A 16,689-nucleotide genomic window follows, 5' to 3' on the forward strand; every position below is an offset into this window, starting at 1 on the left:
TGAAGGGAGGCAATGAAAGAGCCATGAACGATGAACGTTCTAAGAACGAAGCCCCTTTCCCTATTCCGCAGCCCATCCGCAGCGACGGCGCAGGCGGCCCGGATTACGGCCCCCGCGATATTATGCGGGACTTGGAAAATCCGGACATGCTGGTTCCTCCGGCTACAGATGCCGGCTTAATGCCCAACTTGAAAATGTCTTTCTCCGATACGCATATGCAGCTCAATCATGGCGGCTGGTCGCGGGAAATTACAGTTCGCGATCTCCCGGTCGCCACGACGCTGGCTGGCGTCAATATGAGCTTAACGCCCGGCGGTGTACGGGAGCTTCACTGGCATCAGCAAGCAGAATGGGCCTATATGATCTGGGGAACCGCACGCATTACGTCTGTCGATCAGAACGGACGCAACTTCATTGCTGATGTTGGCCCCGGCGATCTGTGGTATTTTCCGGCAGGACTGCCCCATTCCATTCAAGCTCTCGCCGAAGGCTGTGAATTTCTGCTCGTCTTTGATGACGGGAATTTCTCAGACTTGAATACATTATCAATTTCCGATTGGTTCGCACACACCCCTAAGGATGTGCTGTCGGCTAATTTCGGCGTGCCGATGGAAGCATTCCGCAGCATCCCGGGTGATCAGGTCTATATTTATCAGGATCGCGTGCCAGGCACGCTGGAGAGTCAAGAGGTACAGTCTCCCTATGGCAAAATTCCGCTCAGCTTCAAGCACCGTCTTCTTGCCCAGCCGCCGCTCCGCACACCGGGCGGCAGCGTCCGGATTGTAGACTCTACTAATTTCCCGATCTCCAAGACGATAGCGGCTGCGCTGGTTGAGGTCGAGCCTGGGGCAATGCGGGAGCTTCACTGGCATCCGAACAACGATGAATGGCAATATTATTTGTCAGGACAAGGCAGAATGACCGTATTTGGCGGAAACGGCAGAGCGCGCACGTTCGATTACCGGGCAGGAGACGTCGGATACGTGCCGTTTGCCTTCGGCCATTATATTCAGAACACCGGAACGGAAACGCTCTGGTTTCTGGAAATGTTCAAGAGCGACCGGTTTGAGGACGTGTCCTTGAACCAGTGGATGGCGCTGACTCCGCAGCAGCTCGTCGCAAGCAACCTCCATGTCGGTCCAGAGCTGCTTAACGCATTGCGCAAGGAGAAATGGCCGGTCGTCCGTTATCCGGGTTTCTCCTACTATCCGAGGCCTTCCGGACCGAGAGACTGAAGTCTACTCATCCGGTTATCCTGTTGAACAGATAAAAGGAGCCGTCCCAAAAGTAGGTACGCTCACTTGACTAGTCAGTTCACTGGATGAAAGTTCATGTAAAAAATAGAGGAAAAGCGATGCGGGGCGGTTATCCCTGCATCGCTTTTTCTGCTTTCCGGTCGATTGTTGCTTTCTTGAGCAGATTGTGGGCGAGTGAAAGCCACCCGACCTCTAGGCTCATTTTCGGGAGACCTCGAAGCAGAAAACGCCGGAATCCCCGGTTGTTTTTCATTTGCCCAAACACACTCTCCGGTTCAATCATTCGTCGAACCGATAGGGCATGTCCTTCCTCGCTTTTGAGTTTCTCACGGGCTTGCTGCTTGTAGCGCAGATACTTGATACTTACGCTGATTTCACGCGGCCCTTGCGCTTTCGTACATCTTTCTTTGAGTGGACAACCTTCGCAGCTTTCACTTCGGTAATGTCGATTTCTTATTTCGTAGCCGCTTTCCGTCGTTTTTTTGCTTTCATAATGAAACAGCAGTTGGCGACCCGCTGCACAAGTCCACGTATCCTCCGCTTCGTCATACTGCCAATTATCCAGCTTGCTGATATCTTGCTGCCACTTCTTCGATTTTTCCTTGTGGTACGTGCTGTACTTCACTAATGCATCCAACTGTTCACTTTCTAGGAACGCATAATTTTCTTCTCCGCCATATCCGGCATCCGCGATTAGCGATTACCGTTTTTGGCAACCTACCAAGAGCGGCCTTGACCTTCTCCAGATGCGGCTTCAGGCAACGTGTGTCAGTCGGGCGTTGATGCAAACTGTAGCCAATAACGAACTGATTTTCCGTTCCAATCTGCACATTGTAGCCAGGCTTGAGCTGACCATTTTTCATATGATCTTCTTTCATTCGCATAAAGGTCGCATCGGGATCGGTCTTGCTGTAACTATTCCGCTCGCCAAGGTGTTTTTGATGGGTCTCATATTTCTGTAAACGCGGGAGCAGATCTTTTCGGAGCGCGCGTACCGCTTTTTTTAGCGGTTTGTCCTTTGGCTGGGCCTGCAGTTTCGTTTCCAATTGCTGAACGGCAGCCTCCAACTTTTCGCTCGTTAGGGAAGTCGCTTCGCCAAGCTCGGCAAGGTCTTGGCCCGCATGTTCCTGATCTTCCTGCTTCTCCGCCGCTTCGATTGTTGCAAACAGGGTCTGCACCTTCTCTTGCAGCTTTGCTTGGTGCTTCACGACCGCTTTACCCCAGACAAATGTGTAGCGATTTGCGTTCGCTTCGATCTTTGTGCCGTCGACAAAGTAATGCTCGAGCTTCACATACTTTTCCTCCGCTAGAAATTGAAGGACACTGGTGAAGACCGTTTCCAGTACGTCTTTCATCCTTTCGGAGCGAAACCGGTTCAAGGTCCGGAAGTCTGGTCGCTGCCTACCAGCAATCCACATGAACATGATATTTTCACGAACGGCTTTGGCAATTTGACGGGAGGAGTAGATTCGCTGCGAGTAAGCATATATGATGACTTTGGTGAGCATCTTGGGGTGGTAACTATCTCGTCCGCCTCCGGGATAGGCCGCGTTGAAGATGGAGTCGTCCAGACGATTAACTGCAGCATTGATTACACGAACGAGATGATTGGCGGGGATGTCTTCTTCTAAATCCATTGGTAAGTAGAGTTGATCCATGGTATATTGAATGTACAAAGAAACCGTTCCTTTCGTAAATGGTGGGTCGCACTTCCATTTTACCAAGAAACGGTTTCTTTTTGTTTGACAATATGAAGAAGGGGCGTCCCTAAGTCATTTATGACTTTTGGGACAGCCCCTTTCGTCCGTCGTTATTATTTCAACGTGTCTCTTACTTCAAGTGTACGCTTATTCCATTTTTCCGTTTCTGGAATCAGCTGGTTGATGTCTGCGCCTTCAAATACGATTTTATTCAAGAGATCATTCCAGTTGTACTCGCCCCATGCAGGGACAGTAACGCCTGGTTGGATTTTAGCGTTTTCTTTGGCAATTTTAACCGCTTCTTTGTTTTTGCCAGCCCACATTGGCGTTTCGTCGTAGTAAGCTGTCAACTCAGGATCGATTACAGAAGCATTCGCGCCTTGGTCGATTTTCCATTTTTGAGCTTCTTTCGAGAATTGGAATGCGATCCACAGGAACGCTTCCTCTTTATGTTTCGAGCCGCTCAGCAAGGACAGAGGACCATAGATCGTGTAACCAGGCTGGCTTACTTTACCTTTAGGGAAAGGAAGAACGTCCCACTCGAATTTCGCGTCTTTTTTCAGGTTCGGAAGCACCCAGTCGCCGCCGATTGCAAAGCCTGTTTTACCATTGATAAACTCTCTTGTTACATCGCCGGATTCTGCTGCTTTTGCAAAGCTTTGCATCGATCCGTCTTTCCATACGAAATCAGACAGCCATCTTACATCGTTCATAACGTCAGGCGTGTTCAACAAGCTTTGAGTCATATCTTCGTTCAGGTAGTGAATGTTCGCTGCGTGACCGTCAGCAATTGCTTTCGTGCTCAATACGCGCATTTGGAATTCAGGCTGCGTCGTCAAGCCGTACTCGCCTGCTTCTGGATCGGTAATCTTCTTGGCGATGTCGCGGAAATCGTCATACGTCCAGTCATTAGCCGGGAATTCCACACCATGTTTCGCAAGCAGGTCTTTGTTGACCAGAATCCACATTGGAACGTCAACGAAAGGAACAGCAAGCTTTTTGTTCTTCCAAGTCATTGTATCGAAGAAGCCGTCTGGCAATTGAACTTCATTGAAAGTTGGATCTTTCTCAATGTATGGAGTCAGATCTTCCAGCAGGCCGCTTTGATCATAAGTGATCAAGTCGGAATCGATCCAAGTCAAGTCGGCAGGTGTACCTGCTGCTTCCAGGGAAGCGATGATTTCCATGATCGGCTGGCTGTTTACCGGAATTTGCTCGATTGTAATCCAAGGGTATTTTTCATGGAACTTGTCATAAAGCTCTTGATATGAATCCGACCAGGAGATCAGCTTCAGTGTAACAGGCTCTTTGTTCTCAGGCGCTTTCGTTGCTTCAGCCTCGGCTGTAGGCGCAGTCGTTGCTTCGCCCCCGTTGCTAGGCGTATTTTTTCCGCTGTTGCCCGAGCACGCGGACAATACAAGTGTTAATACGAATACAAGTGTGAGCATCCAAGCAAAGCTCTTTTTAGTTTTCATTTAACTTCCTCCTCATGAATGATTGACCCTAACCGTTCCCCTTAAAGCGCATACATAATTGCGGATGATGACTGAACGCCGCTGCAATGAAGCATACTTGCTGAATTGCCTTCTATTTGGTCTGATGCCGGGTTCGGCCATCACCTCCCTAACAGAATGTAGGGGGCGGCTTAACGCCGCCCTATGAAATTGCCAATTACTCCACGATACCCGTCCGCTCGATGCCGCTGACGAACCATCTTTGCAGCAGCATGAAGATTAGAATCGGCGGCAGAATGATCAGGAATGCCGCTGCCATCTTCGTTCCCTCGGTAATCGGATTCGTTATCGTACGGGTGTTGCCAAGAAGCGTTGGATTGAGCACCTCTTCCAGCATGTCGAGGCGGATCGAAAGCGGCGTAAAGCCTTTCGCCAGAAACATCGACGGCTCGTAATACATATTCCAATACCAGATGAAGGAAAAGAGGAATACGACGAGACATGCTGAACGTGCCAGCGGCAGCATAATGCCGAAGAACAATCTTGCTGTCGAGGCGCCGTCGAGCTTGGCAGCCTCTTCCAAGCTAGGCGGCTGCGACCGGAAAAACTGCCTGAAAATGAGGATGAACAATGCGCCCTTCAAGCCCTGCCCGAATATAGCGGGAATGAGAAATACGAATAGCGAGTTGAGCAATCCCATTTTGCTGAAAATAACGTAAAGCGGAATGATGATAACTTGCGGCGGAATGAGAAACGTCAAAATAATGAGCGCCGTAATCAATCCTTTGAACGGTACAGACAGTCTCGCAAGCGCATAACCAGTCATCGCGCAGACGACAACCTGCACCAGAGAGCAGGTGACGGCAATCAGCGATGTATTCCGCAGCGCCTCCGGATACTGCAGCCCCTTGATCGCCTTGGTTACGTTCTCCCAGGTCACTTCGCGAGGAATCCACTTGACCGTTGGATCCAGCAAATCGGCCATCGTCTTGAACATCGTGCTGACCATGTACAGAATCGGCTGCAAATACAGGTACGCTACAATAGACAACAGCAAATAAATAATCAGCTTGGCGATTAGTCCGTCGGATACGTTCCGGCCGATAACGAGAAGCTTCACTTTCTGCGCTCTGCGGCCCCAGAATACGGAGCGGACGCCGCGGCTGATACGCTCGAATTCCGTTTTCACTGCGGTGATCATGTATGAGCCCTCCTTGTCTTAAGGCTTCGGTTGAATAGCCAGAGTACAAGGGCGATCAGCACGAAGATAAACGCGAAGTAGATCCATGCCAGCGCGCTGGCGTAACCGTAACCGGTGTCGACTTTGAACATATTGTCTCTGACATGCTTAAGCACCGGATTCAATGGGAACGTGAACAGATCAATAATCGTGTACAGAACGTTCAAACTGATAAACGGTACGCATGCCGGAAGCGTAATTTTCCAGAAGCTGTCCCAAGGTGACGCACCATCGATGCGGACCGCCTCATAGATCGTTGGCGATATCGTCTGGAAGCCTGCGATAAAGATCAGAATTTGCACACCGGAGTACCAGAGAATAAGTACCGCCTTGCCGAGTACATCCATAACCGTTCCAGCGAACTGTGCACCTACGTATTCCTCTACAATCGGAAGCAGATTGTACTGCTCCAGGAACGGAATATCTCCCGCTCCCTGGAGGAACAGCTCTGACAATACCTGACCGGTTGCGAAGATTACCGGCAGGAAGAACAGCGCCCGGTAAATAAATCGTCCGGGAAACTTCTGATTGAGCATAAGCGAGATCAGTAATGCGAAGATGACGATAATCGGAACCATCAGCAGCATTTCCTGAAAGTACGTAATCAGCTCGATCGGGAACACGTTATCCTTCAGAAAAGCGTCGCGGTAGTTCCGCATGCCAATCCATTCGTATTTGAAGCCGCCTACGCTCACCTGCACCTTATTAAAGGTCATGAACAGCGACCAGCCGATCGGTATCGCAACAAACAAACAGAACCCGATAATCCACGGCAGCATGAACAATAAGCCGACGCCGTATTTTTTTCCTTGGTATAGGCGCTCTACACGTCTTCTAGCCTTCGCATTCATTAAGCGCCCACCCCTTTCTCTACATAAAACGTTTTCCTGCCGTAATCGACAACGACGCGAGTGCCGTCTTCATAAGTTGTTGCAAAAACATCCTTGGACAGCTTCTCATGATTGTCGATGCGCTGCGCGTACAGACCGGACAAGGAATCGAAAGCTTCGTATTCCTGCAGTATACGATCTGTCCATTTGTCGTACTGGCTGCTGAACAGATATCCCGATGCCGTATATTTCAGCTTTCTCGACTCGTCGTGAGTGAGGAAGAAGGATGGCGTGGCACCGTATTCAATCGCCTTCAAAAACTCCTCTTCCACGTCGTTGCGCAAATTGCCGTCGCCAAACGTATACGAGGTGTACCCATGCACGGCAATCGGATAAAACGGAACCGTCTCGTCGACCATGAAATCATAGCTCGATTCGCTTGGCATGTTGACGATGATGTTAGAACCTGCAATTGTGTAATCGTTGCCGCGGTATACACCGGCATGGCCAAGCGTCTTTTGCGTATAATCCAGAAGGCCTTCATAGACGTTAATCGTATTTTCCCTAGTGCCAATCAACGATTTGTCATAATCGTGGAATACCATCTCGCCAACCCAGTTGTACAAAATACCCGAAACGCCGATATCCTTCAGCTTGTCGATCGTTTCATAAGCCATAGCAACCGTACGTTCCGGCTTGCTGATGAACCAGCCTTCATCAATAAAGACTGTCCCGTCGATACCTCGGATACCGTTGTTTTTGCCGGACAGCTCCGAATTGTTCTGGTTGATCCAGACAAAATCGTCTTCGAACATGACATCGATGTCCTTCTTCCGCATCTCCGAGATGAAGTCGCGTGCCGCGCTCTCTCCGCCAAGCTTTGGCTCGATCGGAAACCGTTTGTACAGATCGTAGTCGCCTTTGTTCTGCCAGCCATAATAGATGATGTCCATATTTTTGACGCCGCGGTCATACAGCGTATTGGCGATTTCAGTCGCCTGCGGGAACGTTGTTGCCGCAACGTATTGAATCCGGCTGTAGGCTTCGGCGAAATTGCCGCCCATCAGCCTCAGCGTCAGGGGCACATGCTCGACCGGCTTGATCGATTCTCCAAGCTTGCCTGCCTGCTCCAAGTAGCTGCGGTATGACTTCGCCATACCGACATAATCAGCATCCTTGCCGCTCAGGAAGCGGTATTCCACCTCGCGATCCGATTGGAGCCGCTCCTTCTGAATCGCTTTCATCGGAGCTGCCAGCCGGCTCATCCGGTACAAGTATTCCTCCCGGTAGATCTGACCGGAGAAAATGTTGTAGAACGTGGATTTCAATCCCGGCGGCATTGCCGAAATGTTCGCCGAATCGCCGCCTTTGGTCAATACGGCAACAAAAGCGTTATTACCGCGCTTCACTCCAAATACGGGATAAGCGATATTCTCCCGGCGTTCGCCGGACCGGCTCCAGTTGCCGGCATTCGTCAATTCAAGTCCGTAGACCTGGTGGCTGTAGCCGCGGGAGACGCCCGCCCGCTCTTTCTCGAATTTGATCAATCCGCCCGGACCGTCCGGAACGAACAGGTAACCGTCTTCTTTGGCGGACGCCGCTCCGAAATACGGGAGAAGCTCGATGCTGAATACGGCGTACTCGCCTTCTTCCTTAATGCCGTCCGTTGGGATCCGCGCCTTCAGCCCCTCTTTCGTCAGCTCGTATTGGATGCTGAAGCTAAGGTTCTTCTCGGGAAGCGTATACGTTACTTGAACGAGGCTTTCATTCGCCGAGATCGACTTCTTGATCTTCGGATCGAGCGCATTCGTCACTTCCCGAATCGTCTGATCCTTGCCCTGCGTACGGACGTAAGTCAGGACGAAAGGCGACTGGAGATTGGTGAGCAGATTGCCTTTGACCGTCTCTCCCTCAAGCTGCTCCTTCGAAGGATTGCTGGTCCAGCGGAAGCCGGACCGCTTGTCAGCAACTGCCACTTGAGTCGTAGCCGGATCTACATAAAGCGTATAATCGGCGTTGGACAATGCTTCGGAGAAGCCGTCTGCTCCTGCCGATGACGGCTTCCACTCTTGCCCCGTCAGCACAGCAGCACGGTCCGGTGTCAGCTGCTCGATGCCTGCTTTGATCATGGCTTGCGCCGGGGTCACCTCATCTTTTTTCACCAGCTGAACGATAACGATCACAAGCACGAGGGCCAGCACAATGAACGATACGAGCTTTACGCGAAGGGAAAGACGCTTGATGAAATTAGCCAATGAAGGTCACCTCCTTGTAAAGCTGGTAGAAGAAATCATACAGATTGAAGGTCAGACCGAATACGATAAAGGCGAACAGCCAGATCGTAGCGATCGTGAAGACCGTTATTGCGATGTTCTTAATTGATTCCATGAAATCGAAGTTGTGGATAACCTGCGTCATTACGATAAGCATGACGCCCATCCAGATAAACATGATCGCATTTAACGAATCGACGATAACCCGCTCATCGAGCGTTACGATGTTCGACAGAAGGAGCGTCGGAATGGAGAAGAAAATGTACGGGGCAAGCGCATACGTACTGCCCTGAATGACTTCCCTGAATTTCCCTTCGCCGTCCTTGACACTGCATACGAGATAGTTCGCAATAATCCACGTAACCCATGGAACAACGAACAATCCGAGACTGCCGAACAGATTAATTTGCGACAGCTCCACCGGGCTGAATAGGAATCCGGTGTAATACATCGAAATAATTTTGACAGCAATGGCGCCTACTAGAATTAAAATAATAATCCAGGACGGAACCTTTGCTTCTTTCAGCCGGTAGAAGCCCTGATACGGGTGGAACATGACGTACCAGAAATTACGCAAATCCTGTACGGGCTTCTCCCATGATGGGGGCAGCGGATACCGTCTAAAATAGCTTCGAACCAGGCGCGGTCCGTAGGCGATCAAAGCAATTAGCACGGCGATGATGGCAGCCGCCAGCAGAAAATGATTTTGCAGCCAGGTCAGACGAACTTGCCAGAACGCCTTGGAGTAGCTCTTCGTATCAAATGCCGCTTTCAGATACGACAGCGCTTCATGCTGCTCATTATCATGCAAGTAGACTTTGCCAAGCCCTTGGAACGTACCGTTGTACATATCGTTGCGGGCATATACGCGATCCCAGTAAGGTTCACTTTCCTTATAGCGCCCTTCCTTGTAGAGAGCAAGCGCGTTCATAACATCGCTGCCAAACTCCGTAAGCTTATACTTGTGGACAGTGCCGACGCGGCTGTCCGAAATCCAAATGTTATGCGCGGCATCGACGCCGATACCCGTCGGATAACCAAGTACGCCATATTGCTGAGTGCCGTTGTCCACGAAACCGAAGGCGAACAAAGCTTCTGCGTTGTCGTCATAGATCGTGACCCGGCCCTCGAACATATCAATATCGTAGAGGAACCCTCTTTCATCGATAGCTGTATCGACGATACCGTGCCCGTTCTGAATCGTTTTGTTCTTGAGCGCATCTACACCGCCCGCATTCAGCTTGCGTATTGCACCTTGGCCAAAGCCGCCCGCTGTTGCGGTGTAAATAAAGCCGTCGTTGTCCAGCGACACGTTTGAGATCGGACGCGGAAGCGCCGCGAGCTCTTTGGAGAGCTGCTCTTTGTTCAGAATGAGCTTTTTGAGCCAGTTCAGAACGGTTTGCTGCGCTTTATTGGCTCCAAAGTACCCTAGAAACTCGCCGTCCTTATTGATGCGAACCAATCCTTGATAGGAGGAGTTCAAATTGATATACATGACGCCCCGCCGATCGACGACCAGCTTGGTCGGAACGAAATGCTCCGATTCCATGAATGTCGATACAGGCTTTTTGTATTCGCGTACGAACTTGCCGTCCTTACCGAACACCGCTATGCGCTGGTTGCCGGAGTCGGCGACGTAGACCTGCCCCTCCGGGGTAACGTAAAGGCCTTCAGGCGCGCTGAGCGCCCCCGGACCTTCCTCGTCGCCGATCGTTTGAATCAGGGAGCCGTCATTGTCCATCACAAATACTTTTCCTGCCCCTTTATCGGCCACATATACGTTGTCATCCGCTCCGACCTGCAGATCGACAGGCTCTGTAAATCGGGCTCCTGTCGTCTCCGCCGGCTCATAGATCGGCTGAATGCGCAGCCAGCTCGACTGGTTGGCATCGTAATAGCTGGTCCGGTAAGGAAGCTCTGCATACGTCGCTTTAGGCAAGGCAAGGAAACAGACCGCCGCCAGAAGCAGCAATGTGACAAATTTCTTCATCGTTACGACTTCCTTTGCTGGTTGAATTACTTGATTCCGGAATGCACCATCGTCTCGAGCACTCTCTTTTGAAACAGTAGGAAAATAATGAGGTTCGGCAGAAACATGAGCAAGCCGGCTGCTGCCGCCATATTTTGGCCGGCAACGCTGTTTTGAAGCCCGCTCAGCAAGCTGTTGACATAGAAGGCAAGCGTTCGCATCGTCTCTTCTTGCATAAACAGCGTGGATGTCTCGACGTCGCCCCATACACCCTGAAAGGTCAGGATCGAGATGGTGGCCACTGCCGGTACAGACAAAGGCAGAACGATTCTGGCAAAGATGCCGAAATGGCTCGCTCCGTCAATCTTGGCCGCCTCAAGCAGCTCGCTCGGGATTTGAGAGATGAATCCGACGAGCATGAATACGGCAACCGGTGAAGCAAGCGCCGGCAAAATATGGCCGAAATACGTATCGTTAATGCCAATTCCGCTAATGATCAAGTACCTCGGAATGCCCACCGTTTCCGGCGCGAACATGAGCGAGAGCGTAATCATCGACATAATAAGCCCTTTGAAATGAAAGCGGTATTTAGCAAGTACATAACCGGCCATCGTACTGACGAGAATAACGCATCCGAGCGTCAGTGCCGCGATAATAATACTGTTGAACAAATACCGGGTGAACGGTACCGTCGCATTGGATGCGTGCAAGATGAGCGACTCGAAATTCCGGAACGTCGGGCTCTGCACGAAAAAGCGCGGCGGAAACAGGAACAGCTCATTTTGCGGCTTAAAGGCATGGTTGATGATAAAAATAATCGGCAGCGACATGAATACTGCCAGTGCAGTCAAGCAGCTGATCAAAACGGCTTGAAACGCCGTGATTTTACGTAATTTGCGAAGCAGCATCGTCTACAGCTCCTCCTTTGAACCGAACAGCTTAGTAGCAAACCTCATCGCGAAATAGCTGAAAATGAGGAGCATAACCGATACGGCCGAAGCATAGCCGAGCTCGAAGCGGATGAATGCGTAATCATCAATATGGTTGATGATGAGATGACCGGAATACGAAGGCGTAATCGGCATCCCTGTCAATTGCGTCGATATGCCTCCTGCCTTCAGCGTGCCGACGATAGACATCACGGCGCTGAATAGCATTTGCGGCTTCATCGAAGGAATCGTGATGTAGAATACCTCTTGAAGGCGGCTCGTAATGCCGTCGATCCGTCCGGCTTCGTACAGCTCGCGGTTGACGGTCTGGAGACCGGCGAGCATCGCCAGAAAGCCTACGCTGAAGCTGGTCCACAGCGATACAACGATCATGATCTTCAGCAAATATTTCGGATCCTGCAGCCAGATAACCGGGCTGTCAATCCAGCCCATGCCAAGCAGGAAATTGTTGAAGTAACCGACCCGGTCGCCGCTGAATGCTGCGATCCAGACGACGGTCAGTGCAACACCGCCGGCCATGGAAGGCGCATAGAAAGCGAGCGTGTAGTAATCCCGGATCTTCATCGGAAGCTGATGAATCAGCCACGCGAAGGCGAATGACAGCAAGTAGCCGCCGGGACCAACGATCAAAGCGAACAGAAACGTATTCGGAATCGCTTTCGTCAGGAAGATGATGTCTTGCGTGAACAATGCGATGTAATTGTCTACCCCGATAAAATGCAGCTTGCCGAAACCGTCATAGGACGTAAAGCCGAGTGTTGCGGCCATGACGACTGGAACGACAATAAACAACAGGAAGCAGATCAGAAACGGAGCCAAAAACAGGTAAGCAAAGGTATCTCTTTTAATATCCAGCAAGAAACGTTTCAATTTGAGCCGGACGGAAGATTTCCGTCCGGGTTGTTTCGCAAGGCTGGGAGTCAGCTCCGTATTCATTTGTCAGTCTCCTCCCACTTATAAGGTTCAGTCACTTGCGGAATATGCAAATTGTCAGTGCTCTTGATTCCGAAGTTTCCTTGTCTCCGGTTCATTTCCCGCTGCAGTGAAAGCTGCGCCTGCTCGAGCGAGTCTTGAGCCGGAATGTTTTCCATTACGGTACGGTTCCAGGCAAATTCCATTTCCCGTGTCAAGAAATAGTAGCCCGGTACATACGGCATGTTTTTCGCCCAGCGCGACTGTTCACGCAGCGCAGCCAAGTCGTCGCTCGGCCAGCTCAGCGATTTCATCGCTTCGACGTTAGCCGTGTTCCAGCGGAACTCAAGTCCGTAGAAGGATTCGATATCACTTGCGTATTGCGTTTGAACCTCAGCGGAGGTCCACCAGTCCAGAAACTGCCAAGCTTCATCCTTATTGTCGCTTTTCTCCATAATGACGGCTGCCGATACGCCTTGCGGCGACCATCTTTCTACGGTGCCATCCTCTTGCTTCACGCCTGGAAGCGGAGCGATTTTCCAATGCCCGGTAATTTCCGGCGCTGCAACAAGAAGCTGTACGTAGGTGTTGAAGTCGGCGATGCCGATCGGAATGTCGCCATCCCGGAAATGCTGGAAGAACGCCGGAATATCAATCGGCAGATTATATTTTTTGTACAAATCGGTCCAGCGCTTGAACGCGTATTGTCCGCCTTCGCTGGTCAATTGTGCTTGCAGGCCGTCCGGTGAGTACACCTCAGCTCCATTCTGGAAGAACAGCGTCGTGAAATCCGCTTTCGGATAACTCATCGTCATCCCGTTCTCCTGCAGCGTTGGCAGAAGCTTGAACAGGTCCTCCCAAGTATCCGGTGCAGTCAGGCCCAAATTCTCGAAAATGTCTGTCCGGTAAAACATCACTTGGAAGTTTTGCACTTCCGGCAATCCATAGACGCCTTCGTCATAAACCATAGAGCGGCTTACGCCGGGAATGAACCGGTCGAACACTTCCTTAAAGTCCGGGAATTGCGACAGATCCGCTACAGCATCCCGCATCGCGTAATCGGCAGGAGTGGATTCCCCAACTCCAAGCGCTACATCCGGCACTTCGCCAGCGGCGTTGCCCAGGATCAGCATATTGGGATTCGGCATCAGGTTAATGTTGACCTGAATGCCTGTTTTTGGCGTAAAGTCCTGATCTACGAGTTCGCGGAGCAGCTCGGCGTAATCACGGCCGCGCTGTACCCAAACGGTAAGTGCTTCTTCTTTGTTATGCTTGCGCGTATCATAATCCAAGTAGAAAGAACGGGCGAAGTCTGTAACCGCGTATGGTACCCGGGCTAAAGCGCTTGCCGTTTTCAACCCCGTATCGGTTCCTGGTGTCTTGATAACGATGTAGTCCAGCAAGAGCGGCTGCTGCGTCAACGTTGCCAGCCAGGTGCCGATATTGTTCTGAATCGTTGAGAAATCATTGACTTTTACCGGGATTTCATTGACATCGACAGCCATCTTCTCCAGCAGTGCCGTCGAAGATTTGATCGCCTGCGACAAATCGGAGTCGACGCCGTTCAAACCGTCGATGTATCCTCTGACATCCTGCAGCCGTTTGATCAAACCAGCAATCGTCTGCTCAACCTGCGGGTCGAGCTTCCTCATATCCCAAGTACGGGTAGAGTCGATGTTCGCATCGAAGCCGGATTTGCTGTAGTTGCCTGTCAGAAGCCGGACATGACGGTCATAATCGGCAAGCTCGGCCAGTGTATCTCTCAGTGCCAGAAATACCGGCTGTACAAGCGATGAGTCCGAGGTCAGACGCAGCGTGTGCTCGCCTTCGGTTAAGTAGAACGAGTAGGATTCGCCTTCCTTATTCGCAAGCGTCTTAATCACGAATTCCTTCTTGGTCGGAAGACCGTAATGCAGCATTTCCCGGAAAGGCACCTCACCGTCGATCGACAGTGTGCGGTAAGCCTCGAAGCCGTTGCGGTAATCCTGGAACGCCTTTAGGTCGATTTCATACCAGCCGTCCTTCGGCACGTTCATGCTCCATTCCACCCATTCTCCCGGAAGGCGCCAGCGTTGTCCGCCAAGTACGTTGTACGTAATCCGTCCCTTCGGATCAGGAGAAATATGCGGCTCCGACCAGAAGTCGGTCTGAATGGCAATGCTCGATTTCTGCTTTACTTCCTCCGCTTCCATTACGGCAAACCATTCTTCCGAAGCGGACGTTTCAGGATGTAAGCGTTTGTATTCTTCGTAACTAGGAATCGCTTTCGGCGGCTGGAACGAAAGTTCGGCAATGATAACCGGCTCCCTTACACCAACCAGCTTCAACGTGTGTTCGCCTTTTCCCAAATGGAACAGCAGCGGCTCAGAGGAAGCTGCGTAATGAACGGCCGCTTTCTCTCTCCATTCGACAATCTCCATTTGCGATGGCCGGACCTGCTGGCCGATTTCATTGCGTTCGTAAGGAAATTTCGAATCTTTCCATAGCCGTTCCAGTTCAATCCGCTCAGCTTCGGCAAACGGATATTTTCCGTCAATCTGGATGCCGCGTACGATAGAAGCATTGCTGCCCGGCATCGCCTTATACTTGAAGTGAAGCTCATACCAGCCCTCTTGCGGAGCATTCAGCTTCCATTCTACGGAGCCTTTTTCGTTCTCCCAGCGAATCGCTGCAGCATTGCCGCCCTCGCCGTCACCGGCTTGCAGTATCGCGTCAGACGATGCATTCGAGTAATCCCCGGGTGCAATGACAATTGGCTGCAGTCCGCTTTGCTGAGTGGTATCTTTATCCAGCATCAGCTTGGCGTACGGGATCAGCGGGTCTTTATTCTCAAAGCTCAGCAATTGCTCCGGTGAGACGGAAGTCGCATGTATGACGGGCTCGCTGCCGCCGACCCAGCGGACGACTCCAAAGATCAGCGCCGCCACAACCAGGAGCCGCAGAGCGATACCGAGCAGTTTCCCCTTGCTCATCTTTCATCTCCTCCGGCTGCGAGCGACACGCCCGTCTGCTCGTCGAAGAAATGAACCTTATTCATATTGAAACCAATCAACAGCTTCTGGTCCTTCGTATAGACGGTTTCCGGATCGCTTCTGGCAATAACGGTCTTCTCGCCGATCTTCACATAGACGTAAGCGTCTGAGCCGGTCATTTCGCTCATTTCGACAATTCCCCGGAAGTAGCCGTCCTCCGGCTCGCTTCCGTTATCTTCCCGCAGCAGGACATATTCAGGACGAACACCCATAATGATATTGCGAAGCGTACGGGCCGATTGCTCGAACTGATCGTATTGCTGCTCTGCTACCGGCAGCTTAAGCCGGTTGTTGGAGAAGTAATAGCGGCCTTCCTGGCGAATGATATTGCCTTCCAGAAAGTTCATTTGCGGCGATCCGATGAAGCCGGCAACGAACATATTGGCCGGTTGATCATACAGTTTTCTAGGAGGCGCAACCTGCTGAATGACTCCGTCCTTCATAACAACAATCCTCGTGCCCATCGTCATCGCTTCTACCTGGTCATGGGTGACGTACACCATCGTGCGCTTAAGCTCGCCTTGCAGCTTGATCAGCTCGGCCCGCGTCTGGGCACGCAGCTTGGCGTCCAAGTTCGACAACGGTTCGTCCATGAGAAATACTTGCGGCTCGCGGGCAATGGCCCGGCCGAGCGCCACACGCTGCTTTTGACCGCCGGACAGCTGACTCGGCTTGCGCTCCAGCAAATGCGAAATCTCCAATATTTTCGCAACACGGTTTACCCGCAGTTCGATGTCATGCTTCGCTGTCTTCCTCAGCTTCAAGCCGAGTGCGATATTCTCGTATACAGATAAGTTGGGGTACAACGCGTAATTCTGAAATACCATCGCGATGTCCCGGTCTTTCGGCGAAGTATAATTGACAAATTTGCCGTCGATGTACAAATCGCCCTTCGTAATTTCCTCCAGACCTGCCAGCATGCGCAGCGTCGTCGATTTCCCGCAGCCGGATGGCCCGACCAATACGAGAAACTCCCCTTCCTCTATGGAAAGGTGGAAGTCGTCGACCGCCGGACGCGACTCGCCCTTATAATGCTTGTAAACATGGCTGAACGTAATGCTTCCCACCCTCGC

At 51.3% G+C, this 16,689-nt stretch carries 10 protein-coding genes and 1 pseudogene; 1 reads left to right on the forward strand and 10 read right to left on the reverse strand.

The window, feature by feature from the left end; genetic code table 11:
- Positions 1 to 23 precede the first annotated feature (23 nt).
- Positions 24 to 1,235, forward strand: coding sequence for an oxalate decarboxylase family bicupin (locus ACFVVF_RS08445; RefSeq protein ID WP_387807107.1), 1,212 nt, complete (start codon positions 24 to 26; stop codon positions 1,233 to 1,235).
- A 130-nt stretch (positions 1,236 to 1,365) separates the two neighbouring features.
- On the opposite strand, the pseudogene ACFVVF_RS08450 reads toward ACFVVF_RS08445, so the two are convergent.
- The 10 genes and pseudogenes from ACFVVF_RS08450 to ACFVVF_RS08495 form a co-directional block, all read right to left on the reverse strand.
- Positions 1,366 to 2,932 (reverse strand): annotated as a pseudogene (locus ACFVVF_RS08450) (IS1182 family transposase).
- A gap of 137 nt (positions 2,933 to 3,069) precedes the next feature.
- Positions 3,070 to 4,431 carry an ABC transporter substrate-binding protein gene (locus ACFVVF_RS08455; RefSeq protein WP_387807109.1) on the reverse strand — a complete coding sequence of 454 codons (1,362 nt, stop codon included), beginning with the start codon at positions 4,429 to 4,431 and terminating at the stop codon, positions 3,070 to 3,072.
- A 196-nt stretch (positions 4,432 to 4,627) separates the two neighbouring features.
- Positions 4,628 to 5,611: a carbohydrate ABC transporter permease gene (locus tag ACFVVF_RS08460; RefSeq protein ID WP_387807111.1), complete on the reverse strand. Its 984-nt coding sequence runs from the start codon at positions 5,609 to 5,611 to the stop codon at positions 4,628 to 4,630.
- Positions 5,608 to 6,501, reverse strand: coding sequence for a carbohydrate ABC transporter permease (locus ACFVVF_RS08465; protein ID WP_387807113.1), 894 nt, complete (start codon positions 6,499 to 6,501; stop codon positions 5,608 to 5,610). The genes ACFVVF_RS08460 and ACFVVF_RS08465 overlap by 4 nt, the downstream gene beginning before the upstream one ends.
- Positions 6,501 to 8,735, reverse strand: coding sequence for a DUF5696 domain-containing protein (locus ACFVVF_RS08470; RefSeq protein ID WP_387807115.1), 2,235 nt, complete (start codon positions 8,733 to 8,735; stop codon positions 6,501 to 6,503). The genes ACFVVF_RS08465 and ACFVVF_RS08470 overlap by 1 nt, the downstream gene beginning before the upstream one ends.
- Positions 8,728 to 10,743, reverse strand: a complete 2,016-nt coding sequence (locus ACFVVF_RS08475) for a YIP1 family protein (protein ID WP_387807117.1) — start codon at positions 10,741 to 10,743, stop codon at positions 8,728 to 8,730. The genes ACFVVF_RS08470 and ACFVVF_RS08475 overlap by 8 nt, the downstream gene beginning before the upstream one ends.
- Before the next feature lie 26 nt (positions 10,744 to 10,769).
- A complete protein-coding gene (locus ACFVVF_RS08480; RefSeq protein ID WP_387807118.1) occupies positions 10,770 to 11,630 on the reverse strand; it encodes a carbohydrate ABC transporter permease in 861 nt (286 codons plus the stop codon).
- A 3-nt stretch (positions 11,631 to 11,633) separates the two neighbouring features.
- A complete protein-coding gene (locus ACFVVF_RS08485; protein ID WP_387807121.1) occupies positions 11,634 to 12,608 on the reverse strand; it encodes a carbohydrate ABC transporter permease in 975 nt (324 codons plus the stop codon).
- Complete coding sequence (locus tag ACFVVF_RS08490) at positions 12,605 to 15,556, reverse strand: extracellular solute-binding protein (RefSeq protein ID WP_387807124.1); 2,952 nt, start codon at positions 15,554 to 15,556, stop codon at positions 12,605 to 12,607. The genes ACFVVF_RS08485 and ACFVVF_RS08490 overlap by 4 nt, the downstream gene beginning before the upstream one ends.
- Positions 15,553 to 16,683, reverse strand: a complete 1,131-nt coding sequence (locus ACFVVF_RS08495) for an ABC transporter ATP-binding protein (protein ID WP_387807127.1) — start codon at positions 16,681 to 16,683, stop codon at positions 15,553 to 15,555. Before ACFVVF_RS08495 ends, ACFVVF_RS08490 begins: the two co-directional genes overlap by 4 nt.
- Positions 16,684 to 16,689 lie beyond the last annotated feature (6 nt).

Source organism: Paenibacillus sp. NPDC058174 (assembly GCF_042883865.1).
GTDB lineage: Bacteria > Bacillota > Bacilli > Paenibacillales > Paenibacillaceae > Pristimantibacillus.